This is a genomic window from Candidatus Magasanikbacteria bacterium RIFOXYB2_FULL_38_10 (assembly GCA_001783145.1).
Lineage (GTDB): Bacteria > Patescibacteriota > Patescibacteriia > Magasanikbacterales > UBA10003 > GWC2-40-17.
The window spans coordinates 34366-58916 of sequence record MFQT01000016.1 but is presented as its reverse complement, the minus strand read 5'-3'; the positions used below and the strand labels follow the sequence as shown (position 1 = coordinate 58916).

Here is a 24551-nt window from a genome sequence, read left to right as displayed (position 1 = left end):
TTTGTCGTTACTTCTTATATTCCAAAATGTCCCCGGGCTGGCAATCTAAAGCTTTGCAAATAGCTTCCAAAGTTGAAAGGCGAATTGCTTTTGCCTTTCCGTTTTTCAATATAGAGAGGTTAGCCATTGTGATACCAACTTTCTCGGCGAGCTCGGTGACGCTCATCTTCCGCTTCGCCAACATGATATCAATGTTAATAATGATTGCCATAGCGTTAAATGGTTAAGTCGTTCTCAGACTTGATATCTACGGCACTTTGCAAAGTTTTTTCAAACACGGCCGCGGCAGTGGCGATAACGATAGAAATAAAAATGGCCACAATAGACACGGCAATAAAACCCGCCGGATCGTCATCTGCGTTGCCATTAAAAGATACCCTTATGTATATTGCCGCTATTACAATAAAGCAACTCAGTACGATTGCGCAATATTTTATATTCCTTAAAGACTTCACGGATTCTAGTGAGAATACTTTATTTTGTCTGATGTATCCGAGTAATTTAAACGCCTGATACAGCGCAACGAAAAACGCGATAGACGCGAGATATCCATAGATTATGAAAGGGTCAGCATAAATACTAAACAGGTCTAAGTTCGCGGCCCTTCCTTCGGTCAAAGGAAACCGGATCATAATGGCCAGTGCCACAATGCCGATAAGCATGATTACGACCTGAAGAAATATTGTTGAGCTTTTTTTCATAGATGATTTTTGGTTAGCGATAACTACAATTTAATTTATCTTTTATCGTTTGTCAATATATTTTTATTGTTATCTGCGAATAAAGGAAATTTTAGTATATTTTCTGGATAAAAGCCGGAACGTCAAAATAGGCTTAACTATTTAGACAGAGTAAATATGTACCTTATGCCTAAATAAAAAACACCTTGCCTAAGGCTTGGTGCTGTTGAAAGAACGGTTCTATAAAATTACTTTCTTACACTCCAAGAAGGGCGCGTTGCCCTGGTGTAAGTTTTTCAAGGATCTTCTGCCGAAGTCTGACGGCTTCTTGTTCGTCATCAAAGAACGTTACTTTTTCTCCCGTATCAAGAACATAGCCCACCTTGCCATTGGTCAAAACATATACGCCAGCAATGCCGTGCCAAGGAGCATCGTTTTGCTCACCAACAAAAGCCTGGGCAATAGCAGGATTTTTAAAGAAACCAACGGATCCCGTTTTGCGTCCGTCCTCGTTTTTTTTGTAAACTTCGGCCATTAAAAGAATCTGAAACCCCTTTAAATCCTTACCAGTCAATTGTTTGAGTTCTTCCCAAACACTCATTCAGAACCCCTTACAAGAGTTTATTGATTTTAATTATGCCAAATTATATTTTATAAGTCAAGAAGAGCAATTTGCTGTCAAACGGAAGTTAATTTGTCCCATTAAGAAACATAATTCGGGTTTTTATTTTACTAATCGTTATTTTGGTGATAAAATTGATTTGGTTTTAATTTATTGCAGAGGATTTCTAAAAGAGGATTTTTATAATTTATTCCAAGTGACAGTGTTAGTTATTGGTTTGTTAATATTAAAAGTCGATACTAATCAATAACTTCCCTCCGTCGCTTGAGGCGGTAGTTTGGTTCTTGCAAGAGCCGGTTTTTCCGCATAATTTTTATTTTTATGTCTAAATATATTTTTACATCCGAATCTGTGACAGAAGGGCACCCTGACAAAATTTGCGACCAAGTTTCTGATGCCATTTTGGATTCTTATCTGGAACAAGATCCTAATTCCCGAGTGGCGGTGGAAACTTTTACCACTACCGGTCTGGTAATAATTGCAGGTGAAGTGACCTCCAAGGGTTATGTTGATACCCAAAAAATTACTCGCCAAGTTTTAAATGAAATCGGCTATACGGATTCTAATTATGGGATTGATGCCGAACATGCCGGTGTTTTGTCCGCCATTCATGAACAATCGCCGGATATTGCGCAGGGCGTCACACAAACTATGGCGGAAGATCAGGGAGCAGGGGATCAAGGTTTGATGTTTGGTTATGCCGTTAAGGAAACAGAAGAATTGATGCCTCTACCCATAATTTTGGCGCAAAAATTAGCTCAGCGTTTGACTGAAGTGAGGAAAAAAGGAATTTTAAAATATTTGCGTCCGGACGGTAAGTCGCAAGTGGCGGTGGAATATGTGGATGATAAGCCGATGCGTTTAAGAAATGTGGTGATTGCCGCCCAACATAATGATGACGTTACAACCGAACAATTGCGTCAAGATATTTTAGAACAGGTAATCAAACCGATTTGCGAAAAATATTTGGATGCGGAGACGGAATATTTTATTAATATGACCGGTCGGTTTGTAGTGGGCGGACCCCACGGTGACACCGGACTTACTGGTAGAAAAATAATCGTGGATACTTATGGCGGCATGGGACGGCATGGAGGCGGATGTTTTTCCGGCAAGGATCCTAGTAAGGTGGACCGCTCCGGCGCCTATATGGCGCGTTATACGGCTAAAAATATTGTAGCTGCCGATTTGGCTGATAAGTGCGAAGTGCAGGTTTCTTATGTTATCGGACGCGCTGAACCAACCAGCATTCGCGTGCAAACTTTTGGTACCGGAAAGTTTGGTGATGAAGAATTAGAAAAAGCAGTTGCCAAAGTTTTTGATTTTCGTCCGGGAAAAATTATTGAACATTTGGATTTGCGCCGTCCAATCTATCGCGCCACTTCCGCTTATGGCCACTTTGGCCGCCCGGAATTTCCTTGGGAAAAAATAGACAAAGTGGATGAATTGCAAAAGGCAATTATTCAGTAATTAGCATTTCAAACATCACCCTGTCAGAGAACGGGGTGATGTTTTGTTTAAGTTAAAAATGATTGACATGTACCCTTAAACTTGCTAAGTTTAAAAGGTACTTTGACAACTAAAACAGGAGAAAAAATGTCCAGTCAAACGCCTTTGATTAGGGTCACTGATGTCATGCCCGGGTGCAAAATTTCTCACACTTCGGCTTTTGAAGCCTTGCTTGGTTGTCCTTCGGAAATTGTGAAGGTTTTGGAAATTAAGGGCCTGCAGTTGCCCGACAAGATTTTTTTGCCGGCTCTAATGTATCAATACGGCATTGTGCAAGCCGCCTTGGAATTCCCTATCTTTAAGATGTTGTTTTTCAAGCAGTATTATTTCCAGGGTAAGCGCCCGACTGTTTTTGGCACTGCCGAACAGATTGAACGCCTGCGTAAAATTTTGCGTTTGACTTTGCTTGGCCCTTCGTATGAGGATATGGACAAGTGGGGCATTGATAAAGCCACGCAAGTGGAATTCCGCACAATGTCTGATGCCTTGGCCATCCACAAGAAGGGTACTGACGAAGTAGCGGGCATTGATGACTTGGTGGAATTTGTTTGTTTTGCTGCGGACGGGACACTGGAATACCAGGGCGTGAAGGTTAAAATTCTGGCGCCCAATATTTTTGAGTTCACGAATGGTGAAGAAACTTGGACAGTAGACATTACCATCAACGAACCGCAGAGGCCTCCTTTGCCTATTGTTATGCCGGAATTATTTGCTGATAGGTCTACTTTTGGTGCGATTGCCTTGAGCAAATGCACCACTGGTTTTGATCCTACCGGCTACACCTCGGGCGTGCTGCTCTCGCTCAACGGTATGTTTGCTTTGGTGGATAGTTCGGCTTGGACCAAAGAACACTTGCGTCACCTCGGTATTAACTCACATGAAGTCTTCGTATTCATTGATACCCATATTCACGAGGACCATTGCAACATTTTTGGATTGGTAGTTAATGGCAAGGTTTCCTATGCCATGTCAGATGATCTTGGTTACTGGTGTATTGTTACTAAAATTGCTCTGACTTTGGATCGGCCGGTTGAAGAGGTGAAACATTACATCAGGCAGGTACGAATTGAATTGGGAAAGCCCTTTGATTGGTACGGCGCCAGGTTTGAATTTTGGCGCGCGGTGCACACTGTGCCCACGCTGGGGTTCAGAGTAACCTTGAATGGCCGCTCCATCATTTATAGTGGTGATACGCTTTGGGGTAAAAAACTGACTGCGCTTTTGGAAAAGGGCGCTATTTCCCATGAACTTCACGATTTTATCCAGCACATTCCGGAGATGGGATCGGATTTGACTTTTTTTGACGCCGGTGGCGGACTCATTCACCCTGACATTGAAGAATTGGCCGCTCTGCCACCGCAACTGCGTCGGGTGATTGTACCCACGCACCTTTCCAAAGTACCCCCTAATCTCCAGCACCTGTTCCAAAGTTTAACGCCGGGACAGAGCTGGACTTTTGTAGAAGCCAAAAGCTGGGATGTCAATGCCTTTAGGCAGGTGCAGAACGCTCCAATTTTGGCTGGTCTTTCGCCCATGTGGCTCAATGTTATTTTGCATCAAGGAAGAGTAAGGGAATATCCCATCAATCACAACTTGTTGGAATTGGGCAAAGAAGGCAAGAATTTTTACATCGTTATAGCCGGGACTCTTTCCGTCTTGCAGAAAGATGAAGTAATAGCCCAGCTTTCCACCGGAGACTTTTTTGGTGAAATGTCTATTATGTTTGGCGTCCCTTGCAACGCCTCTGTCAGAACTAACACGCCGGTGCGGTTGTTGGAGATTGGCAAGGAAATCTTTAATCTGCTGATTAAGGATACCAGGATTATGGAAATGCTGATGAAGATTCACCAGTTCCGTCCCATCTTCATGCAGTTCCACCAGTTTAGAGAACTTTCGGTTAGTACACAGAATAAGATTTTTGTTCGTGCTAAGAAGATAATTATTCCAGTTGGAACAAGGATTATTGCCCAAGGGACAGACGCGGATAATATGTATGGCATTATTGAGGGAGAAGCTGAAGTGCTGCATGACGATGGAAGAGGCAACATTCGGCATGTGGCTACTCTTGGTACTAATCAGCTGTTTGGCGAAATCGCCCTGGTTAAGGGCCAAAAAAGAATAGCTGATGTGGTGGCCAAAACCGATCTGGTAGTTTTTTCTTTGGCTAAGGATGATTTTGATCGTTTGCGCGAAGAAGCGCCGATTTTCAGTATGATGCTGATGGTGCTGGCGGAAAGTCGCCTGAAAGAATAAATTTAGTTTTTAACAAAATAAACCGCCCGGTGTAATGCTGGGCGGTGTTTTATTTGGGTGACGTGTCCGTGGAAACTGCTTAATGTTTAAATTGGACTAATAAATTTTAGCGACAGGCTTTAAAAAAAATGTTATAATCATTTTATGACCAGGATTAAAAAAGGATTTACTTTAATTGAAATTTTAGTTTCTATTGCCATTTTTGCCGTTATTCTATCCGGAGTTTATGCGGTGATTATTTATGTTTTTAAAGTCACCTACATTTCTCGCGTGCAAGTTTTGGAAACACAAGTAGCTAATGAAGTTATAGAAACTCTACGTAATTTGCCCTATGAAAGTACCGGAACCATTGGTGGGGTGCCTAATGGGGTGTGGCCGCAAACCACTACCACCTTGCGTAATGGAGCGTCTTTTTTAGTACAAACAACCATCCGTAATATAGATGATCCTTTTGACGGTTTGGCCGGAGGTTCTCCCAATGATACCTCTCCGGCCGACTTTAAATTGGCCGAGGTCCGTGTTTTTTGTTCGTCTTGCACCGGCGGACAGGTAAGGCCTACAATTTTAACCGCTCGAATCTCTCCTAAAAATACGGAAGCCGATTCCCAAAACGGTTCTCTTTTTATTAAAGTTTTTGATGCTTCCGGCCTGCTGGTGCCTGGGGCCACAGTTCATATTACCAATACTTTAGTTAATCCCAATGTTGATCTTACCGATACCACTAACACTAATGGGGAATTAAAAATAATTGACATAGCCACTTCTACCGAGGGGTATTCTGTTGTTGTTTCTAAAAATGGCTACACAACCGATTACACTATTCCCGAAACTGTCAATAATCCTAATCCAGTCAAACCCTTGGCTACCGTGGCTTCACAAACCGTCACTAATCTTTCTTTTTCCATTGATAAAATTTCTACCATCAATTTTTCTGCTATCAATCCGCAATGCAGTGGCCTTTCCAACATTTCTTTCTCCGTCAGTGGCTCCAAGGTGATTGGTGAAAACCCTAATGTTTACCGTTATGATCAAACCGTTTCCACCAATAGTGAGGGAACAAAAGTTTTAGATAATTTGGAATGGGACACTTATAGTTTTAATTTGTCTAACGGAAGTTACGATGTGGCCGGAACCATTCCCACCTTGCCGGTTTTTTTAGTTCCCGATGCTACTCAAAACTTATCTGTAATCTTGCATTCACACACAACCAACTCTTTGCTTTTAACAATTAAAGATAGCGCCACCAAACTTCCTTTAACTAACGCCGCGGTTTCTATTGATAAAGGGACATTTAGCGATTCCTTGGTTACCGGACGCGGTTATTTAAGACAAACAGATTGGTCGGGCGGTTCGGGACAAGAAAACTTTATAGACGAAACAGGCTATTTTTTACAAGATGGAGGAGTGGAAACAAATAGCCCCGCCGGTGATTTGTATTTAAAAAAAATCGGCAATAAATATCAATGGAGCGGCGAATTAATCTCCTCCACCATTGACTTTGGAACAGCCAGCAATTTTACCAATATCATTTGGGAACCCTTAAGTCAGCCAGCTCAAACCGGAGTTGATTCTATTAAATTTCAAATTGCTACGGCCAGTTCCTCGGCGCCAAGTTCTTGGAATTTTTTAGGTCCGGACGGAACCGGAGAAACTTATTATACTGTCAGTGATAGCAATATTTCCGCAGTGCATAATGGTGACAGATTTTTGCGTTATAAAATAAGTTTATCAACCGCTAATCAAAATTTTTCTCCGCAATTATCAGAAGTGTCCATTAGTTATACCTCGGGTTGCACGCCCCCGGGCCAATCTTTTTTTTACGGTTTAGATTCGGGAACTTACAATTTAACGGTAACTCTCCCTGGTTATCAAAACGTAATCACCACGGCCGATGTCAGTGGCCGCTCTCAGGTGGAAGTATTAATGAGCCCGTAATTTTTTATGCTTTTAATTTTTAAAAAATTTTCCGGTTTTACTTTAATAGAAGTTTTGGTTTCTTTAGGCATTTTTATTTTGTTTATTACCGTGGCCGCTTTATTCATTAGCACCATTTTTTCTTCTAATAATATTATTTATAATCAACTGACGGCTCAAAAGGAAGCCAGACGCGTAGCCGCGGATTTTGTTAAAGAATTACGTAACGCCTCAGCCTCCAGCATTGGTTCTTATATGGTGGCCGAAGCCACTCCCACTTCTTTTGCTTTCTATAGTGATATTGATTCTGATAGCTACGCGGAAAAAGTAAGATATTTTGTTTCGGGGTCGCTTTTTAAAAAAGGAGTCATCAAACCCTCGGGCAATCCCTTATCTTATAATGATTCAACAGAAGTAATCACCGGTGTGGTTCATGACTTAACAGCCGACCAGCAACCTTTTTCTTATTTTAATAAAAATTATACCGGTCTTGGTTCCGCTTTATCTTTTCCAATTAATGTTTTAGACGTGCGTATGGTACAAATGAGTCTGGTGATAGATCAAAAGCCCGGACTTTCTCCTTTGCCCATTACTATTAATGCCAAGGCCGAGATAAGAAATTTAAAATATGCCGAGTAAAAAAAAGGGAAATATTTTGCTGATTGCGCTGGTTTTTGGAGCCATGGCCGTCACTGCCATTTTTAATGGTGTGGCTGTTTTCGGAGTGATGGAAAACAGAGCGGCTCATTTTAATCAAAATAATGAGCAGGCCTTTCAAATTGCCGAAGCTGGTGCTGAATATTACCGCTGGCATTTGGCGCACAGTGGTACTGATTATCAGGACGGCACAGGCGGCCCCGGACCCTATGTTCATGATTATCTGGATAAAGATGGCAATATTATTGGCAGATTTAGTTTGGAAATAACCCCGCCGACCACTGGCTCTTCTGTTGTCACTATTGTTTCCACCGGTTATACGTTGGATCAACCTAATACTAAAAGAAAAGTTCAAATCAGAATGGGTCTTCCTTCTTTGGCTGATTTTGCTTTTTTAACCAATTCGGATGTTTGGATTGGTGATAATGAAATTATTCACGGAAAATTACATGCCAACGGTGGTATTAGGTTTGATGGTACGGCTGATGCGCCGATTACCTCGGCTAAACCAACTTATGTTTGTAAACCCATTTTTGGTTCGGGATGCAATAATACCACCAAGCCGGGTATTTGGGGCGCCGGAGGCCCAACTAATTTTTGGCAATTTCCCATACCGGCTTTTGATTTTGATGGCATTACTATAGATTTATCCAATGTCAGGACCGGAGCGCAGAGCGACGGCTTTTATCGTTCTTCTTCCGGAGCCTATGGTTATCATATAAAATTTAAGAGCAACAGTACCTTTGATCTTTATAAAGTGACATCTTTAAAACCAGTTCCTTCTCCAGGTTATGGCAAAGATGTGAATGGTGTGAAACATTATGAATCCTATGATGTTAAAAATGAAACTTTACAAGGTAACTTTGCTAATCCTGCTAACGGTTTAATTTTTATTGAGGATAAGGTTTGGGTGGAGGGGACAGTTAAAGGTCATTTGACTGTGGGTTCAGGCAAGTTTCCCGTTAATCCTAACACTTACACTACTATTGTTATTCCTAATAATATTGTTTATACGGCTAAGGACGGCTCTGATTCCTTAGGTTTAATTGCTCAAAAAGATATTTTAATTCCGCGTTATTCTCCAAATGATTTAGAAATTGATGCCGCAGTAGTGGCACAAAACGGCAGTGCCCAAAGATTTTATTATTCCGGTAATATTCTGAATGATTTAACTATTTACGGCAGTGTTATTTCTAAAGGTATTTGGACTTGGAGTTGGGTGACGCAAGGAGGTTCTGTGGTTTCAGGTTATCGCAATACTTTTACCAATTACGATGCTAATTTAACTTATTCTCCTCCCCCGTCCTTTTTTGTGGGAACCGAATATCATTTAATTTCTTGGAGAGAAATTAAATAGGTTAAGTTGTGTCAATTGCTTTAAAATGATACAATTTAGACACAAGTTTTTGAACAAAATATTCAGTCTTACAAGTAAAATATGAAAAATCATAGAAAAATAACTAAAGCTATTATTCCTGCCGCCGGTTTTGGCACCAGATTTTTACCCGCTACCAAATCCATGCCTAAAGAAATGATGCCAATTGTGGATAAACCGGTGATTCAATATGTGGTAGAAGAAGCCGTGGCCGCCGGCATTAAAGATATTATTATTGTCACGGGTTGGCATAAAAGGGCCATAGAAGATTATTTTGATCATTCTTTTGAATTGGAGAAACGTTTGGAGGAGGCCGGTAAACTAAAAGAGTTAGCAGAAGTGCGTCATATTGCCGAAATGGCTAATTTTGTTTATGTTCGCCAAAAAGGGCCCTATGGCAACGCCACCCCCGTTTATTGTTGTCGCCATTTAATAGATGATGATGAGAATTTTGCCGTAATGTGGGGTGATGAATTTATTTATGCCAATCCGCCGCGTTTAAAACAGATGGTAGATGTTTATGAAAAAAAAGGCGGAGCCATAATTTCTGCGGTGCGGGTGGAGGAAGAAAATTTAAGCCGTTATGGTATTGCCGATGTGGAACCGGTAGAAGACAATATTTTTAAAATAAAAAAGATAGTGGAGAAGCCCAAAGCAGGGGAAGCGCCATCTAATTTGGCCACCCACGGCGCTTATATTTTGCCCGGAGAAATTTTTCCTATTTTACAAGATTTAAAGCCGGGCAAGGGAGGAGAATTGTGGCTCGCCGATGCCATAGAGAAATTGATTCAAAAAGAATTTCCCGTTTATGCTTGTGAGATAAAAAATAGTTACTATTATGATACAGGCAATAAGTTGGAGTATTTAAAGGCTAATTTAGATTTTGCTTTGCGTCGTCCGGAACTGGCCGAAGGAATTAAAGAATATATTAAAAAGATAAAATAATTTTATCTATGAAAAAATTTTTGCCCTTTGCTTTAATCTTTTCTTTTTTAATCACCTCCGGTTTGGGTTGTAAACAAGGTTTAACCGCAGAACAGCAAAATGCCATCAAACCCATTACTTTAAATTATTGGCGTGTTTTGGATGATTCTGATTCTTTTGGTGAAATTATTACTGCTTATCAGGCTTTGCATCCTAATATCGTCATTAATTATCGTAAATTAAGAATAGAAGACTTTGAACAGGAATTGCTTAATGCTTTGGCTGAAGATCGAGGTCCGGATATGTTCTCCATTCAAAATGATTGGCTTAGAAAATATCAAAGCAAAATTTTACCAATGCCCTCTACGGTCAAAGAGGCTTTTCAAAGCATGCAGGGAACACTTAAAAAAGAATTAGTAGTGGATATTAAAACTGTCACCACTCCTTCGGCTAAAAATATTCAAGATAGATATATTGGCGCAGTAGCCGATAATATAATTATTCCCACTTTTGATCCTGCGACTGGCCAAACCAGCAAATTGATTTACGGTCTGCCTTTGTCGGTAGACACTTTAGCTTTGTTTTATAATAAAGAAATGTTAGATCAAGCGGGTATTGCCGAAGCTCCCAAAACTTGGACTGATTTTCAAAAAGATGTCATTGCGATTACTAAGATTGACCAACAGAATAATATCTTAAGAGCCGGAGCGGCTCTGGGCACTAGTCAAAACGTAGACAGAGCGGGGGATATTTTGTCTGTTTTGATGATGCAAAACGGAGTACCAATGACTAGCGACAACGGTTATCCCACTTTTAATCAAACGCCATCCGGTTGGAGCGGATCCGTGCCGCCGGCAGATCAGGCCTTGCAGTTTTATACCGATTTTGCCCAGCCCACTAAGCAGGTTTATACTTGGAACAGCAAGATGCCTAATTCTTTGGATTCTTTTACTCGTGGGCAGGCCGCTTTTTATATAGGTTATGGTTATAATCAAGCTTTTATTAAGGCTCGCGCGCCAAAATTAAATTATAATGTAGTGTCCTTGCCGCAAATCAATCCAGAACGACCGGTTAATTTTGGTTTGTTTTGGGCAGAAACAGTTTCCAAAAAGACTCAAAATGCCAATGAAGCCTGGGATTTTTTACTTTTTGCCAGTGATCCTAAAAATGTGGTAAAATATCTTAATAAAACCGGAAAGATTACCGCTTTGCGTGAACTTATTCCAACTCAAATGCAAAATCCGGATCTAGCGGTTTTTGCGGGTCAACTTTTAACGGCTAAAACTTGGTATAAAGGAAAAGATGCGGCTGTTGCAGATAAATATTTTATTAAAATGATTGATAATATTTTGGATAAAGAGTTTTTAAATGATCCAGCCGCTTACCGCAAAGCCGTGGAGAATGCCGTGGCCGGGGTTAATCAAACAATGTAAATATGGAGGGCAAAATATATAAGGGAATACTGGTTGCTTTTTTAGGGGTAATTATTTTAGCTTTACCTTTTAAGGCTTTGGCACAAACAGGAACCGAGCCGATTGTTTGTGATTTAAAACAATTAAAAGACGATAAGGGAATTCCCCTGTACTCATCCGGCAACCCTTCTTGGTTCTTTCCCGATTGCGTTTATTTTGAGGGAACTTCTAAAGAAAAAACCTGCGGTTGCCGCAATATTAATGTTTTTTTACAGCTTTTGGTTAATGTAGTTAATGTTGCTTTTGAAGTAGTGGGCGGTGTGGCTTTATTATTTTTTATTTATGGCGGGTTTGTAATTTTAACCGCGGCCGGTGGGGAAAGAGTTAAAAAAGGTAAGGAAACCTTGGTGGCGGCGGCTATTGGTTTAGTTATAATTTTTTCTGCCCAGCTTTTGTTAAGTTTTATTTTAGACACCGTAATTAAAGCCGGAGGAAGCACCTCGGTTAGTTTACCTACCGGCAGTATTAACGTGGAAATAAAATAGTAAAATTATGCGGAGATTTTTGGTAAAGGGAATTAAAGTCAATTTAGTTTTGTTTCTTTTGGCCTTAATTTTTAATTTAAGTTTTGTTTCTTTGGCCAAATCCGCAGAAAAAGATTGTTCCGAAAAAGCTCAAGAAGCTAATACGGCTTGTTTAGATAAAGTTTATTCTCAGGCAGCCTCTATTGAAGGTGGCTATCCAGCACAGACAGAAGAAAACAGAAGGAATTGTGAAACTCAATTTATTGAGGCTTTGGGTAATTGTAAAACCGCGGCCGCCTATTCCCCAAGTAATATTGGAACCATTGTCAATCCCTTGTATGGCTTAACTGTACAGGGCCTTATTAGCAATATTATTATGGCCGTGATGGGTTTTTTGGGTACTATTGCCTTTATTCTTTTTGTTTACGCCGGTTTTCTTTGGCTTACTTCTGCGGGGAAATCAGAACAAATTAAAAAAGCCACCCAAACAATGCTTTGGGCCGGCATAGGTTTGATTGTTATTTTTAGCAGTTATTTTATTTTGAATTTTGTTTTTACCGCCTTATCCTCATAAAATATGAAACAGCAGAAAAAAATTAAAAAAATAATTTTGGTCTTGTCCTTAATTTTTATTTTGGGTTTCTCGGCTCAAGTTTGGGCACAGCAAGGCCTTCCTAACCCTTTGGGTCAGCAAGAAATTACCAAACAGAGCGTTTTGACTTTTGCCGGCAAGGTGGCTAAAGGAGCCATTGCCGTTAGTGGTTCCATTGCCCTTTTACTTTTTATTTATGGCGGTTTTTTGTGGTTGACCTCGCAGGGTGAACCTGCTAAAATTAAGAAAGGTAGGGATGTTTTTTTATGGTCGGTAGTGGGTTTAGCTATAATTTTTAGCAGTTATTTTTTAGTGGATTTTTTAATCAGGGGATTGACAACGGGCACCCCCGGTCCTAAATGTTGTGTGATTCAGGATCCTGTTTATCAGTGTTCACAGCTTACCACTACGGCTGATATTAAAGATACTTCCGCTTCCTGCCCAAGAGGTGTTCTGGTTCCGGGACTTTGTAAAGACTTGTCTATTTGTCCGGTAGAATAACTTATAGATAAATAATCAAAATCAAATTTTTAAGAAGGGAGGTGAATCAAATGAACGCAAATAAAATTGTTTCTTTCGGACTCAGCCTGTTTGTTATGGCGCTCTTGGTTTTGCCAGTGGCCGCTTCAGCTCAAGGGCTTATTAATGCCAATGATTTGGGTATTTCTTATGGCACCTATACCGGACTTGGCACCAAAGATGTTCGTCAGACAGTAGCTACAATTATCAAAACAGCCATGGGGCTTCTTGGTATCGTAGCCGTGGTTATTATCTTAATTGGCGGCTTTGAATGGATGACTGCCGGAGGCAATGAAAAAGCTACAGACGAAGCCAAAAAGAGAATTATGTATGGTGTAATTGGTTTGGCTATTATTTTAGCGGCTTACGCTATTGCCAGCTTCGTGGTGAACAGTTTGGTTAATGCAACCACCACTCCATAGTATTTTGAAAATGTTTGAGGGACGGGAAAAAGATTTGGAAATAGGTTTCTAAGGCCTAAGGCTTAAGCGGAAACTTAAGTCTAGATCTTTGGGCTTTTTTAAAGCACCCGTCCCTTAAGAGATTAGAAATTTTGGAAATTGATTGTTGTGAGTTTATCGTTAGGCGTTTCATTGCCAGCTTTTTACACGTTATCTTGAGCCGCAGGCAAAGAATCTGTGTCATATTTAAAACAATTATTTTCCAAAATTTCCAATTATCTCCGAATAAATTATGAAAAAAATTTTTTCTTGGTTAGCGGTAATTTTTTCCTCTTTTGCTTTGGCTCCTTATTGTTTGGCACAATATGGCCTGCAAGAAACGGCTAAGGGAGCCGGTGTTCCTATGGAGGGCACTATTCAGACCAGGGTAGGGCAAATTTTGGGAGCCGGCTTGTCTTTAATAGGCGTGATCTTTTTTGCTTTAATGATTTACGGCGGTTTTTTGTGGATGACTGCCAGAGGCGACACCAAACAAACCGGAGAAGCTAAGGATATCATTATCAATTCTATTATTGGTATTATTATTGTGGCCGCCTCATACGTAATTACTAAATATGTCTTTGCTGTGGCTCAATAAAAGTATGTTTAAAAAAATATTTGTTTTTTCTTTGTCAATTTTATTTTGTTTAACTATCCTAACACCGGCTGTGGCGCAACTTGGTAATTTTAAAAATGCTTTGGAAATTACTAATCAATCGGCTCAAAAAACCGGCTTAAATACGTCTGAAAATTCAACTGTAGAAGCTTATGTCACGCGTTTAACCGGCTACGCCCTGTCTTTAATTGGCATAATCTTTTTTGTTTTAATGATTTACGGCGGTTTTAAGTGGATGCTGGCCAAAGGAGACACTAAAGATGTGGAAACGGCTAAAGATACCATTACTATGGCTATTATTGGTATAATAGTGGTTATTTTAGCTTACGCCATTTCTCAATTTTTAATAACCAGGATTGTAGCCGCTGTAACAACATAATTTTATGTTTAAAAAAGTTTTGTTTTATAGTTTTTTCCTTATTATTTCCGGTTTTTTTATTTTTAGTCAGTTGCAAGCTTTGGCGCAAGATAACCCTACTATAAAAAATGCCGGAACAGAACTTGGAAAACTGGCACCAGCTTACGGCGGAGAACCTAAACAATTAGAAGCTGTTGTGGGGGGTATAATTGAGGCGGCTTTAGTTTTGTTGGGGGTGATATTTTTGATTTTAATGATTTACGGCGGTTTTAAGTGGATGTTAGCCAGGGGTGAATCTAAAGAAGTGGATGAAGCACAGGATATAATTAAAAGATCTATCGTTGGTTTAATAATTGTGGTAGCCGCTTACGCTATTACTTATTTTGTAGTTTTTTATTTAACCGGTGCCAGCGGTATTGAATTTGGGGGGGGGGGGGACAACTCCTGAATAATTTTATGTTTAAATTTTTTAATTTTAAAAATATTAGTTGGGGGGTTTTAATTTTTAGTTTGGTAGCCAACCTATTTTTTTCTTGGAGCAGTTTTTGCTCTGCAGTGGATGGTCCTGGTACTTTATTGCAAAATGTGCAAAGAGAAAGTGGTTATGGACAGGCTAATGAAATGACCTTGTCTGAGATTATAGGATTTGTTATTTATGCGGTTCTGGGTCTTTTGGGTGTAGTTTTTTTAGGTTTGGTGGTTTTTGCCGGATATTTATGGATGACAGCCGGTGGAGAGCCTAAGAAAGTGGAGGATGCCCAAAAATATTTAAAAAATGGAATTATCGGCTTAATTATTGTTTTAGCCGCTGCGGGTATTACCCGTTTTGTTCTGGTCAGAGTTTTGGCAATTTTTTATTTGAATCCCGTTTAATTACAAAATTATGAGAAAAATATTTTTTTTATTTTTTCCTCTTTTTTTAGCCTTAAGCTTTTTTATAAATACTTTTTTTGTAAAAAATGTTTCAGCCGACGAATCAGGAGGGAGCGATAAAGTAATCAATATTATTAATCAACAATTTAGCGCGGCAACCAATGTGGCTGGTTTGAGCACCCAAGACCCGCGACAAACAGTCGCTAATCTGATTAAAGTTTTTTTGGGAATCGTGGGTATAATTTTCTTGGGCTTGATTGTTTACGCCGGTTTTTTATGGATGACCTCTGCCGGAGAGTCTAAAAAAGTAGAAGAGGCTCAGAAATATTTAAAAAACGGCGTCATCGGACTTGTTATTGTCCTCGCCGCTTATGGTATTGTTTTATTAATTACTCTTTTTCTTTTACGCAGTACAACCTATGCTCCGGAAACAGCAGCGTCTGATATTCTTCCTGCGGAAACCCAATCATTTTATAAATAGCGGATTTTAAACAGTGACAGAAAATTTTTAAAACCCACCTTTAAAATTCCCACTTTGCTTTTTCTTTTTTGATCAGGAGTCTCGGTCCAAATGACCGGGATTTCTTTTATTTTAAATCCCGCTCGTTTGGCCCAAAAAAGCATTTCTGTGTCCCAAAACCAAGCCCTGTCTTTTATCTTGGGCAGTATTTTTTCTTTAATTTCGTTGTTTACTCCCTTAAAACCGCAGGCTAAATCGCTTAACTTAAGGTTAAGCATTAAATTAGCTATTTTTAAATAAGTTAAAGAAACAAGATCGCGTAATACGGATCTTTCTACTTGGGAAAGGGGCAAGCGGCGTGAACCAATTATTGCAGGGGCTCCTTTTTTTAATTCCTCTATCATTTTTGGCAAGGCCTCCAAATCTGTGGCTAAATCAGCATCCATAAAAATGTAATAGTCAGCGGAAAAACTTTGCCAACCTTCCTGAATGGCCAAGCCCTTGCCTTTTTGAGGCAGATTAAGGCATTTAATGCGGGTATTGTTTTGAGATATTCTTTTACAAATTAAAGCTGTGGCATCCGTTGAATTGTTATTAACCACCACCATAAACCAGTCGTCTTTTAAACTTTTAGCGCAAAAGTCAGATAATTTTTTAAGACTGGATTCTAAAATAATTTCTTCGTTAAAAACAGGAATTGTAATGTTGATTAAAGACATAATTAAATCAATTGGCAGTTTGGTAAATTTCTACTCCTTTTTGGCTGTAAATTTTTGTTAAATATTTTTTTTGATCCGGTTCATAGATTGAATTGAGCGCCTTTTCATAAGGACCAAAAATTAAGTACTTAATATTCCAATTTTTGAGCATTTCTTTTTTTAAATCGTCTTCTGTGTTGGTTTGAAAAAACCATGCCATCTGTTTCATTTTTTTTCTTGAATCAAGAGTCTCAAAACCATGCCCAATAAAAACAGTTTTATCCGCCATAAAAGCGGCCGCCAGTCCGGTGTAAGTGGAAGATAAAACAATATCATCGTAAGTTCCCTTATTTTTTAACCAGACCAGCGAATCTTTTACTTCATTAGGTAGATAAAATTGCCTTTCCCCGGGATTATAATAGACATTAAATAAAATAAAATAAATAAAAATAAGTGGAAAAATAAATATTAAGAAAAAAGTTAGTCTGTTAAAAATTAAAGCAGATATTTTTTTAAAGGGCGCAAATTTATTTTTAATGAGAAAAATTGAATCCACGGCTAAGATTATAGCTGGAAATTGCCACCCTTCAATCAATCTTCTTTCGAAAGGTAATTTAGAGAGTATTAAAAATGGCACACTGATAAACCAAATATTTAAGAAAATTTTTGCTAAATTATTTTTTTCTTTAAGCAAATTTAAAAAAGCTATTATGGCTAAGGGGATGATTAAGCCAAAGGCTAAAATAATTTTAGTCGGTGAATTAGGAGTGAGCATTAAATTATTAAATAATCTTTGCCCCATCACTTCATCACTGGCAATCATAAAAAAATAATAGGCTACGGCCGGAACAAAAAATAAATTATACAAAATTATTTTTTTAACCGCATCCTTGATTAAATTTTTAGAGTAAATAAGAAAAATTAAACTTACGGGGGCGATTAAAGCTAAATAAAAAGTGTGAAATTGAATTAAAAAAAGCCCAAAGAGACCCGCATAACAAATTTTTTTATAACTGTTTTCTTTCAACCCTTTAATTAAGAAATAAAAAGAGAGTAATAATAAGGTCCAGGAAGCTATAAAATGAGGTGAAAAATAACTGCTTAAAAAAGCATAGGCTTCCGGCCACCAAACTTCCAAAGGTGAGGAAAAATTTTTGTTAAATAAACAAATTAAACCGCCAAATCCGGCGGTAAAAAATAAAAACAAAATTGCTAACCTTATTTTTAATTCTTTTTTGGCATCATTTTCATAAGCTAACAAGGCAAATTTGTAAGCTATTATAACAAAAAGCGGAATTAAAATTATTCTTAAAAAATGAAGAGTAAAAATTGGTCCTAAATGAAAAAAGCTGGCCAGCAATCCGGCCAGTAACCAGAATATATTTAAAAATGGTTTTTGTGTTTCCGATGTGAAGACGTCTTTTAATAAAAAATGACCAGCCTTGACCTGTTCTATATAAGCATAATAAACATGATTGTCGTGGGAGTTAAAGAATCCGTTGCCCAAAAAAGAATAATTGGGAGGGGTCATCAGCCAACCGTAAAGATAGGGGACGGCGGTGATAATAATTAGTAGTCCGGAAATAATAGAGATAAAAATCCATTCTTGACGTTTCATAATTTTTAATTTTATACCATTTTTATTTTAACGTAGAAAAAAAATTTGAGCTTCATCATCCCGGTAAACTAAAGAAAATTTGTCATTTGATTTGATTGCTTTTAACAGCTTTATCTCATTGTTCTTGATTAAAATCCAATTAGCGCTAAAATTTTTTTTAATTTTTTCATCTAATTTATCTTGTATTTGACCATTGCCTATTTGTATCCATTCTTTATACAAATTTTTATCTTTTAAATAAAAAAAGGTAGGATCTAGGCCGCTTAAATAGGTATTTTGTGAATTATGATAAAAGAGCATTGGCCAGTCTGCCCAGCTGGTGTGAAAAACAGTTGTTTTTGGTGGTGTATTTTCTTTAAGCCAAGCGGAAGAATTTTTTAAATAGTTCCAATTATAACGCGAGGTAAATTGTTGGTTTAATTTTAAGCTGTTTAAAGAAAAAAAACCAACCATAATGGCTAAAAAATAAACTAAAAAAGCTTTATTAAGATATTTATTTTTAGTAAGCCAAAAATATAGTGATTCTTTTAAGGAAAAATTTTTGGGCAAAGAAAAATTTATTAAAAAGGCGCAAGCTAAAACACTAAAAGGTACGAAATATTCTATAAAGCGTTGGGATTTTAAAGTTAGGACAAAAAGCAGACCGGCAAAAATAAATAAGCCAATGATTTTGGAAAAAATTTTGTGGAGAGATCTCTCATCCTCTAAATTATTATTTTTTTTTGTCTTAATTTTTATAAAAAATAAAAAAAGAGCCAATATCCCCAGTAAGAATATAAAAATTTCACTGCCCAGAAAATTTAAAATATCCGGGGGATACCATTCCATACCTACGGCTATTTGGTCTTTATAATTAATCAGGCCTATTTGCACCACTTGTTGCCAGTAAAATTGAATATTATGGGGGAAATAAGGATTAATAATAATCCCGGCCAGCAGTCCCAGTAAAATTGCTAAAATGTTACTCCCAATGATTTTTTTATTAATAATTAAATCACCCAGTGTTAGACTAAAAATAAGCCCTAAAAGCATTCCCCAGCCGCCGTAGCACCAAACATAAACAAAAGAAGCTAAAAATAAGGGGATAAAGCGGCGTTGCCAGATAAAATTAAGCGTTAAAAGAAGAATAATTAAAGAAAGGGAGCTAGTTTTGGCCAAATTCATTCTAAAAACAAAAGAAATGGATGTTAAAAGAATGAGAATATAAAAAAGAGGATATTTTATTTGCCATTTTTTTAAGAAAAAATAAAAAATTGCAAAAGCCGTTACAGCCAAAATGATGGCGGCTATTTTAGTGCCTAAAAGGGGTGAAAAAAAGAAAGTGAAAGGTATTAGTAATAAATGATAAATAAATTGATGGTCGGTAAAATTTTGAGTAAAAGGCGCAAATTTAATCCAAGGGAAGTTTTTAATGATTATATCTTTTTGCATTAAAAACCCCATTTTGGCATGATAAAAAGAATCGGGATCGACAAAATGAGGCGATCCTTGAAGCAGGCTAAAATAGACAGCCACGATTAAAAAAAACAGAAGCAGAAGTAAATTTTGCTTTTGCCAAATTTTCATGTTATTTAAAATATCCTTGAATAGATCTTAAGCAAGAAACAATGATGATTCTTTTATTGTTTCTTTTTAAAACATCCGGGTTGGTATTGGTGCAAAAAATTTTTTTCACCCCCAATTGCCAGAGTTTCTGCCATTTTTGCCCAGTGAAAAGTCCGTGGGTTGCAACTATATAAATTTCTTTAGTTCCCATCTGGCGCAATTTTTCCGTCGCTTTAACAAGGGTTTCTCCGGTATCTAAAATATCATCAATCATTATTACTTTTTTAGGCGTCAATCCCGGTGGGGTCGAAACGGTAACTCCATTGGGGGTTCTTATTTTTTTAAACAAAATAAGAGGCAACTTACTGTTTAAAGTTTTTTGTATGGCCAGGCAATTGTCCACTGCTCCGCCATCCGGCGCCACTAAAGCAATTTTTTTCGCTTGTATTTTTTTTAAATCAGAAGTTAATAAATCGGCAAAAGGCAAAGAAATAAGCGGCAGAGCAAAAAGTTTCTTATCTAATTCGCTGTGGGTGTCAATCGTTACAATCTCATCAATCCCCGAGGCTTTCATCATCTTGCCTAGCCAAGCAAAACCTAAACTTTTATCTTCTTCATTTTTGTCATGGCGGCTGTAGCCTAAATAGGGGATTAGGGCGGTTATTGAAGTGGCTCCTTCTTTTTTAAGAGTATGGGCCAAAAGAAGAAAGGACATGATGTTAGTGTCTGGCGGTGCGGTGGTGCCTAGAATTACACATTTTTTGCCTTTAATTTTGGTTTTTAAAATAATTTGCATCTCTCCGTTGGCAAAACGTCTTGTTTCAAATTTTCCTTTTTTAAAAACAGAATTTTTAAATAAGGATTTAGCTAAATAATCGTAAATGGGAAAAGAAAACAAAATCATATCTTGTTATTTTAATAATTTGATAACCTCCGCATCTTCAACTTGTACCTATATTATAGCGCTTTTTACAAACAAAAACACCCCTTTTAGGGGGTTGTTTCTGGTGGGGTGACTAGAGGGAGTTGGACCCTCACTAGCAGTGCCACAAACTGCTGTGCTACCGCTACACCATAGTCACCGTGGGTAGCGCTATTATATCGGCTTAAAGGCTTTTTGTCCAGAGAAGGTTTTTACCAGCCAATTGGTGGCTTTTTCCGGTGCGGGTTCTAAAGCCGGAGAAAGAGGAATGTTGTGTCTGTCACAAGCCGCTTTAATGATCTTGTGGATCATCTCCTCGTAAGTATAGCCAGCCGTTCTGGCGGCTAGGGGGAAGCGGGAGTTCTCTTTAGGATCGGGAATAATGCCGGGAATTTGATTAATTTCTAAAACATGCGGGCAACCCTCGCTGTCCATGCGCACGTCAATGCGGCACCAATCTAAAATATCCAAAGCTTGCTTCGTTCTTAAACAAAGTTTTTTAATTTGTAGGAACTTTTTATAATCAAGTTGGGCCGGACAGGAAATGGTTTGGATTTGGCTTTCCGGATTATCAATTATCCATTTTACTTCGTAAGAATCCATAGGCGCCAAATTATTGGGCAAATGATCAAATAAAATTTCTACAGGTGGTAAAACTTCCACCGGATCATTGCCAATCAAGGAAACAGTAAATTCTCGTCCGTTTAAAAATTCTTCCACCAAAGCCGGTTGATTAAATTTTTCTATAAGTTCGCCAATTTTTTTATATAATTCCATTTGATTGTTCACTAAACAATCATTGGTAATGCCTTTGGAAGAACCTTCGGAAACAGGCTTAACAATTAAAGGAAAACGCATTTTGCGAGAAAGTTTCTCATTAGGATTGTAAAACATTTGGAAGCGGGGGGTGGTTATTTGATGATAGGCTAAAACTTTTTTGGTGTAAGCCTTGTTTAAACACAGTGCTTGCGTTAAGGGCTTGGAACCAACATAGGGAATATTCAAATTCTCAAGCATGGCGGGAATTTGAGCTTCTCTGTCATGGTTCTGCAAGCCCTCGGCAACATTAAAAACCAAATCCAACTTGTTTTTTAGGTTTTTTAATTTAAGATAAGCCTCTTCATTAGCTTCAATTCGGTATACTTCATGGCCTAATTTTCTTAAAGAATGGGCAATCCCGTTAATAGTCACCGGCTCGTCAAATTCAGCCTCGGCTACGGCTTGTTCGTCGGCAAGGCAAGGTTTTTTATGGCGAACATTGTAGACAAATGCCAAGTTTAATTTTTTTGTTTCCATTTTAGTTTAAACCCTGGAAAAGGTTTGAGTTTTGCGCTTAATTGCGCTTTGGATAATGTGATTAAATACTTCTTTAGTGCTAAGTCCTCGTTTTTCCGCCGCGAGGTACAAACTTACTCCTTCATCTAAATAAGGCAGACAGTTGATTTCTAAGAAATAAATTTTTCCATCCGGTGTTAAGCGAAAATCCATTCTACCTAAATCGCGGCAGTTTATTCCTTTAATTATTTTTTGGGATATTTCTTTAATTTGTTGTTGCAATTTTTCATCTAAATTAGCGATTTGTATATTTACACTATCATAAAAATTATTTTTCATTTCGTAATCATAGATTTGATAGCGTATCTTTTTGGAAAATTCCGGATCTATAACATATTCTACCACATCTAATATGGGATCCTCAAGGTTTTCTAGGAAAGGAATGGTGATATCTTTGCCAAAAATATATTCTTCAATTAAAATTCCATCCGGATATTTTTGTAACATCTCCGGTAAACGTTTTTGCAATGTTTCTAAATTTTCTATAACGCTGTCTTGGGTGATTCCTTTAGAAGATCCTTCGTAATTTGGCTTGGCGATGATGGGAAAATGTAAATGATTTAAGCTGGGTAAAAGACCAGGGTAAACCATTTCTGCCCGGGGTGTTGGTACGCCCTGCTTAGCTACTATTTCTTTGGTTAGATTTTTATCTAAACTTAAAGCTAGTGTAAAGGGATCTGAGCCGGTGTAAATAAGTCCTAATTCTTCAAAGATACCCGGCCAAAAAGATTCGCGATATTTCCCTTTGGTGCCTTCACTGGTGTTAAAAATTAAATCCGGCTGATAATTTTGCAAATCCTTAATTACTTCAGTCAGCGGACGGGTCAATTCTATGAATTTAACTTCGTGGCCCAGGTCTTTTAAATTCCGGGACATAAAATCAATTGTTTCCAAAGAATCAAATTCCGCCTGATCCTCGGTTTCCCGGGTTCTTAAATTGGATGTAATGGCAATTTTCATATAATTTAGCGCAGATGATGCAACTCTTGTTTATAGATATTAAGTATCTTTTCCCTGTATTCCTCTGGAATCATTTCCGCGGAATGAATGCCAAAAAATTTATGGCGTAGTTTTTTTTCTTTTCTTAAGGCTTCGCTTAAGAAGTGTTTTTTAAATTCATTGATTAAATATCCCTTGCCGCCCCGGCGCATGGCCATTAAAAAAGCCAGTAATTGTTCATCGTGAGCGTTGGGTACAACTTCTGAGACCACATCCATTTTTTTATTAAAGAGTACAAAATGTCGACGATATTTTTTTTCAAACATGTTAGCTTTTAAGCCTAAATTGCGCGGATCGTAGCCCAAAGCCTGGCCATAAAGATAAGTCCAGGCACAGGTAATACAGTTGCAACAGCCTTTTTCCGTAGTTATTTTTTGGGAGGTGCAAGACATTAAATATTTGAACAAATAAGGGTAGCGATGGTTAATTATCTGCATTTCAGCCAAATTAAAGAGCGGTTTTATAATACTTATTACTTTGATATTGCCCTCGGTTAAAAGGTTGAGATACTTATTCTGTCCGCGCATGTAAGTGGTGGATTGATCGCTGGAAAGGTAGGTTTTAAAATTTTCTCCGTCAATAAAATAATCATCAAGATTTTTTTCATTACCAAACATAATATATTTGGCGCGGTAATGATAGGCTACAGGAATCAACTGCAACGCAAAAGCCAACATGGCATTGGTGGCGGCTAAATCTTCATTAATATTTTTTAAATTTTTTTTATCGTAAATGTCATCGCTATTGTCTTCTACAAATAAGATTTCTTTTTTTTGGTCTTCACCGAAATTTTTCATTATTTGGTGCTTAAGCACGGCTTCTTGGGGATTCCAAGTGGCCATGTCATTAATAAAAACTAATTTGGGGTCCAAGCCAATTTCTTTGCATAAGGCATAAGAAAGTAAAGAGTCTTTGCCAAAAGACATGGATAAAATAATGTTATCTTTAAGCGGCGATTTAATGGGTACGACACGATTAAAATCATTTTTTTTGGTAAATTTTATTTCCGTTTGGTTAAAAGTTTTGATTTGTTCCGAAACTTTTATTTTTTTATCGTAATTTATATAAGGCAAGTCTTGTCTTACTCCTTGCTCCACAAAATTTTTGATAATTGGTTTGGGGTAATTATAGCTAATTTTAGGGAAATATAAACCTAACTGGCGTGTTCGATTAAAAGCAAAGTTAGCTATTAAATTTTGACGGGAAATTACATCTTGGTTGTCAAAAAAATTTTTAGGATAAGTAATTTTAGCAGTAAAAAAATCTTTTGCTTTTACTATAAAGCTGTTATCTTTTTGTTTAATTGTTATTTTTAATTGTTTGTTTTTCATTTTAAAAAAAAATCAACTTCGCACCGCGTCATCCTTGGTCGGTCTTCAGGAAACCAAAATAAAAAAGTCAATTTTAAAAATTGACCGTTATCAAAAAGGTAAGTTGTTTGTTTTGCGGATTAGAATTTGTGATCTGCTTCCTCCGGTAGCGATCAATAATGTCTCTTTTCATTTTTTTTCGTCAATCCACTATAAATTTTATCGCAGAGTTTTCCACAAGTCAAGTAAGTTTTGCTAATTTTTTGAAAAATTTTTTAAAAAGACAAAAAAAGCCCATAAATTAATGAGCTTTTTTTCTTGACTCCGCAAGGAATCGAACCTTGATCTAGGGATTAGAAGTCCCTCGTTCTATCCATTGAACTACGGAGCCATAAT

The 24551-nt window shown here is 37.8% G+C and carries 27 protein-coding genes and 2 tRNA genes; 17 read left to right on the top strand and 12 right to left on the bottom strand.

The window, feature by feature from the left end:
* Positions 1-7 precede the first annotated feature (7 nt).
* The 3 genes from A2294_01090 to A2294_01080 all read right to left on the bottom strand — a co-directional run bounded on the left by A2294_01090 (position 8) and on the right by A2294_01080 (position 1281).
* Positions 8-211, bottom strand: a complete 204-nt coding sequence (locus tag A2294_01090; protein OGH85350.1) for a transcriptional regulator — start codon at positions 209-211, stop codon at positions 8-10.
* Positions 212-215: 4 nt separating this feature from the next.
* On the bottom strand, positions 216-701 hold the full coding sequence (locus A2294_01085; GenBank protein OGH85349.1) for a hypothetical protein: 486 nt from the start codon (positions 699-701) through the stop codon (positions 216-218).
* Between the two features lie 235 nt (positions 702-936).
* Complete coding sequence (locus A2294_01080; protein OGH85348.1) at positions 937-1281, bottom strand: hypothetical protein; 345 nt, start codon at positions 1279-1281, stop codon at positions 937-939.
* On the opposite strand from A2294_01080, the gene A2294_01075 reads away from it, so the two are divergent.
* The 17 genes from A2294_01075 (at position 1259) to A2294_00995 (ending at position 15749) form a co-directional block, all read left to right on the top strand.
* Positions 1259-1552 carry a hypothetical protein gene (locus A2294_01075; protein OGH85347.1) on the top strand — a complete coding sequence of 98 codons (294 nt, stop codon included), beginning with the start codon at positions 1259-1261 and terminating at the stop codon, positions 1550-1552. The genes A2294_01080 and A2294_01075 overlap by 23 nt on opposite strands.
* Before the next feature lie 71 nt (positions 1553-1623).
* Positions 1624-2772, top strand: coding sequence for a methionine adenosyltransferase (locus A2294_01070; GenBank protein ID OGH85346.1), 1149 nt, complete (start codon positions 1624-1626; stop codon positions 2770-2772).
* A gap of 81 nt (positions 2773-2853) precedes the next feature.
* Complete coding sequence (locus A2294_01065; GenBank protein ID OGH85345.1) at positions 2854-5064, top strand: hypothetical protein; 2211 nt, start codon at positions 2854-2856, stop codon at positions 5062-5064.
* A gap of 144 nt (positions 5065-5208) precedes the next feature.
* Positions 5209-6999, top strand: a complete 1791-nt coding sequence (locus tag A2294_01060) for a hypothetical protein (GenBank protein OGH85344.1) — start codon at positions 5209-5211, stop codon at positions 6997-6999.
* Positions 7000-7005: 6 nt separating this feature from the next.
* Positions 7006-7617 (top strand): hypothetical protein, encoded by a 612-nt coding sequence (locus A2294_01055; protein ID OGH85343.1) that lies wholly within the window; start codon positions 7006-7008, stop codon positions 7615-7617.
* Complete coding sequence (locus tag A2294_01050; protein ID OGH85342.1) at positions 7607-8992, top strand: hypothetical protein; 1386 nt, start codon at positions 7607-7609, stop codon at positions 8990-8992. The genes A2294_01055 and A2294_01050 overlap by 11 nt, the downstream gene beginning before the upstream one ends.
* A gap of 81 nt (positions 8993-9073) precedes the next feature.
* Positions 9074-9955, top strand: coding sequence for a UTP--glucose-1-phosphate uridylyltransferase (locus A2294_01045; protein ID OGH85341.1), 882 nt, complete (start codon positions 9074-9076; stop codon positions 9953-9955).
* 8 nt (positions 9956-9963) lie between these two features.
* Positions 9964-11367: a hypothetical protein gene (locus A2294_01040; GenBank protein OGH85340.1), complete on the top strand. Its 1404-nt coding sequence runs from the start codon at positions 9964-9966 to the stop codon at positions 11365-11367.
* 2 nt (positions 11368-11369) lie between these two features.
* Positions 11370-11891, top strand: coding sequence for a hypothetical protein (locus A2294_01035; GenBank protein ID OGH85339.1), 522 nt, complete (start codon positions 11370-11372; stop codon positions 11889-11891).
* Between the two features lie 7 nt (positions 11892-11898).
* The gene (locus A2294_01030; protein OGH85338.1) at positions 11899-12444 is read left to right on the top strand and encodes a hypothetical protein; all 546 of its coding nucleotides are present in this window, start codon (positions 11899-11901) and stop codon (positions 12442-12444) included.
* A 3-nt stretch (positions 12445-12447) separates the two neighbouring features.
* The gene (locus A2294_01025) at positions 12448-12963 is read left to right on the top strand and encodes a hypothetical protein (protein OGH85337.1); all 516 of its coding nucleotides are present in this window, start codon (positions 12448-12450) and stop codon (positions 12961-12963) included.
* 50 nt (positions 12964-13013) lie between these two features.
* Positions 13014-13403: a hypothetical protein gene (locus A2294_01020; protein ID OGH85336.1), complete on the top strand. Its 390-nt coding sequence runs from the start codon at positions 13014-13016 to the stop codon at positions 13401-13403.
* Positions 13404-13674: 271 nt separating this feature from the next.
* On the top strand, positions 13675-14019 hold the full coding sequence (locus A2294_01015) for a hypothetical protein (protein OGH85335.1): 345 nt from the start codon (positions 13675-13677) through the stop codon (positions 14017-14019).
* Positions 14020-14023: 4 nt separating this feature from the next.
* Positions 14024-14416, top strand: a complete 393-nt coding sequence (locus tag A2294_01010; protein ID OGH85334.1) for a hypothetical protein — start codon at positions 14024-14026, stop codon at positions 14414-14416.
* A 4-nt stretch (positions 14417-14420) separates the two neighbouring features.
* Positions 14421-14843, top strand: coding sequence for a hypothetical protein (locus A2294_01005; protein ID OGH85333.1), 423 nt, complete (start codon positions 14421-14423; stop codon positions 14841-14843).
* A gap of 8 nt (positions 14844-14851) precedes the next feature.
* Entirely contained in the window at positions 14852-15268 is a 417-nt protein-coding gene (locus tag A2294_01000) for a hypothetical protein (protein ID OGH85332.1), read from the top strand.
* A 10-nt stretch (positions 15269-15278) separates the two neighbouring features.
* On the top strand, positions 15279-15749 hold the full coding sequence (locus A2294_00995; protein ID OGH85331.1) for a hypothetical protein: 471 nt from the start codon (positions 15279-15281) through the stop codon (positions 15747-15749).
* Here the strand turns inward: A2294_00995 and A2294_00990 are convergent.
* The 9 genes from A2294_00990 to A2294_00950 all read right to left on the bottom strand — a co-directional run bounded on the left by A2294_00990 (position 15740) and on the right by A2294_00950 (position 24546).
* Positions 15740-16447, bottom strand: a complete 708-nt coding sequence (locus A2294_00990) for a hypothetical protein (GenBank protein ID OGH85330.1) — start codon at positions 16445-16447, stop codon at positions 15740-15742. The genes A2294_00995 and A2294_00990 overlap by 10 nt on opposite strands.
* Positions 16448-16454: 7 nt before the next feature.
* Positions 16455-18044, bottom strand: a complete 1590-nt coding sequence (locus tag A2294_00985; protein ID OGH85329.1) for a hypothetical protein — start codon at positions 18042-18044, stop codon at positions 16455-16457.
* Between the two features lie 27 nt (positions 18045-18071).
* Positions 18072-19610, bottom strand: coding sequence for a hypothetical protein (locus tag A2294_00980; protein OGH85328.1), 1539 nt, complete (start codon positions 19608-19610; stop codon positions 18072-18074).
* A 1-nt stretch (position 19611) separates the two neighbouring features.
* Positions 19612-20493, bottom strand: coding sequence for a hypothetical protein (locus tag A2294_00975; protein ID OGH85327.1), 882 nt, complete (start codon positions 20491-20493; stop codon positions 19612-19614).
* Positions 20494-20597: 104 nt separating this feature from the next.
* Positions 20598-20671, bottom strand: a tRNA-His gene (locus tag A2294_00970).
* A 14-nt stretch (positions 20672-20685) separates the two neighbouring features.
* Positions 20686-21807 (bottom strand): hypothetical protein, encoded by a 1122-nt coding sequence (locus tag A2294_00965; GenBank protein OGH85326.1) that lies wholly within the window; start codon positions 21805-21807, stop codon positions 20686-20688.
* A gap of 6 nt (positions 21808-21813) precedes the next feature.
* On the bottom strand, positions 21814-22806 hold the full coding sequence (locus tag A2294_00960) for a hypothetical protein (GenBank protein ID OGH85325.1): 993 nt from the start codon (positions 22804-22806) through the stop codon (positions 21814-21816).
* A gap of 5 nt (positions 22807-22811) precedes the next feature.
* Positions 22812-24176 carry a hypothetical protein gene (locus A2294_00955; GenBank protein ID OGH85324.1) on the bottom strand — a complete coding sequence of 455 codons (1365 nt, stop codon included), beginning with the start codon at positions 24174-24176 and terminating at the stop codon, positions 22812-22814.
* Between the two features lie 298 nt (positions 24177-24474).
* Positions 24475-24546 (bottom strand) — tRNA-Arg (locus A2294_00950).
* Positions 24547-24551: the final 5 nt, after the last annotated feature.

Excerpts from the sequence above, each read along its gene's own strand:
- A2294_01090 (OGH85350.1), bottom strand. The coding sequence starts at position 211 with ATGGCAATCATTATTAACATTGATATCATGTTGGCGAAGCGGAAGATG.
- A2294_01085 (OGH85349.1), bottom strand. The coding sequence starts at position 701 with ATGAAAAAAAGCTCAACAATATTTCTTCAGGTCGTAATCATGCTTATC.
- A2294_01080 (OGH85348.1), bottom strand. The coding sequence starts at position 1,281 with ATGAGTGTTTGGGAAGAACTCAAACAATTGACTGGTAAGGATTTAAAG.
- A2294_01070 (OGH85346.1), top strand. The coding sequence starts at position 1,624 with ATGTCTAAATATATTTTTACATCCGAATCTGTGACAGAAGGGCACCCT.
- A2294_01060 (OGH85344.1), top strand. The coding sequence starts at position 5,209 with ATGACCAGGATTAAAAAAGGATTTACTTTAATTGAAATTTTAGTTTCT.
- A2294_01055 (OGH85343.1), top strand. The coding sequence starts at position 7,006 with ATGCTTTTAATTTTTAAAAAATTTTCCGGTTTTACTTTAATAGAAGTT.
- A2294_01050 (OGH85342.1), top strand. The coding sequence starts at position 7,607 with ATGCCGAGTAAAAAAAAGGGAAATATTTTGCTGATTGCGCTGGTTTTT.
- A2294_01045 (OGH85341.1), top strand. The coding sequence starts at position 9,074 with ATGAAAAATCATAGAAAAATAACTAAAGCTATTATTCCTGCCGCCGGT.
- A2294_01040 (OGH85340.1), top strand. The coding sequence starts at position 9,964 with ATGAAAAAATTTTTGCCCTTTGCTTTAATCTTTTCTTTTTTAATCACC.
- A2294_01035 (OGH85339.1), top strand. The coding sequence starts at position 11,370 with ATGGAGGGCAAAATATATAAGGGAATACTGGTTGCTTTTTTAGGGGTA.
- A2294_01030 (OGH85338.1), top strand. The coding sequence starts at position 11,899 with ATGCGGAGATTTTTGGTAAAGGGAATTAAAGTCAATTTAGTTTTGTTT.
- A2294_01025 (OGH85337.1), top strand. The coding sequence starts at position 12,448 with ATGAAACAGCAGAAAAAAATTAAAAAAATAATTTTGGTCTTGTCCTTA.
- A2294_01020 (OGH85336.1), top strand. The coding sequence starts at position 13,014 with ATGAACGCAAATAAAATTGTTTCTTTCGGACTCAGCCTGTTTGTTATG.
- A2294_01015 (OGH85335.1), top strand. The coding sequence starts at position 13,675 with ATGAAAAAAATTTTTTCTTGGTTAGCGGTAATTTTTTCCTCTTTTGCT.
- A2294_01010 (OGH85334.1), top strand. The coding sequence starts at position 14,024 with ATGTTTAAAAAAATATTTGTTTTTTCTTTGTCAATTTTATTTTGTTTA.
- A2294_01005 (OGH85333.1), top strand. The coding sequence starts at position 14,421 with ATGTTTAAAAAAGTTTTGTTTTATAGTTTTTTCCTTATTATTTCCGGT.
- A2294_01000 (OGH85332.1), top strand. The coding sequence starts at position 14,852 with ATGTTTAAATTTTTTAATTTTAAAAATATTAGTTGGGGGGTTTTAATT.
- A2294_00995 (OGH85331.1), top strand. The coding sequence starts at position 15,279 with ATGAGAAAAATATTTTTTTTATTTTTTCCTCTTTTTTTAGCCTTAAGC.
- A2294_00990 (OGH85330.1), bottom strand. The coding sequence starts at position 16,447 with ATGTCTTTAATCAACATTACAATTCCTGTTTTTAACGAAGAAATTATT.
- A2294_00985 (OGH85329.1), bottom strand. The coding sequence starts at position 18,044 with ATGAAACGTCAAGAATGGATTTTTATCTCTATTATTTCCGGACTACTA.
- A2294_00980 (OGH85328.1), bottom strand. The coding sequence starts at position 19,610 with ATGAAAATTTGGCAAAAGCAAAATTTACTTCTGCTTCTGTTTTTTTTA.
- A2294_00975 (OGH85327.1), bottom strand. The coding sequence starts at position 20,493 with ATGATTTTGTTTTCTTTTCCCATTTACGATTATTTAGCTAAATCCTTA.
- A2294_00965 (OGH85326.1), bottom strand. The coding sequence starts at position 21,807 with ATGGAAACAAAAAAATTAAACTTGGCATTTGTCTACAATGTTCGCCAT.
- A2294_00960 (OGH85325.1), bottom strand. The coding sequence starts at position 22,806 with ATGAAAATTGCCATTACATCCAATTTAAGAACCCGGGAAACCGAGGAT.
- A2294_00955 (OGH85324.1), bottom strand. The coding sequence starts at position 24,176 with ATGAAAAACAAACAATTAAAAATAACAATTAAACAAAAAGATAACAGC.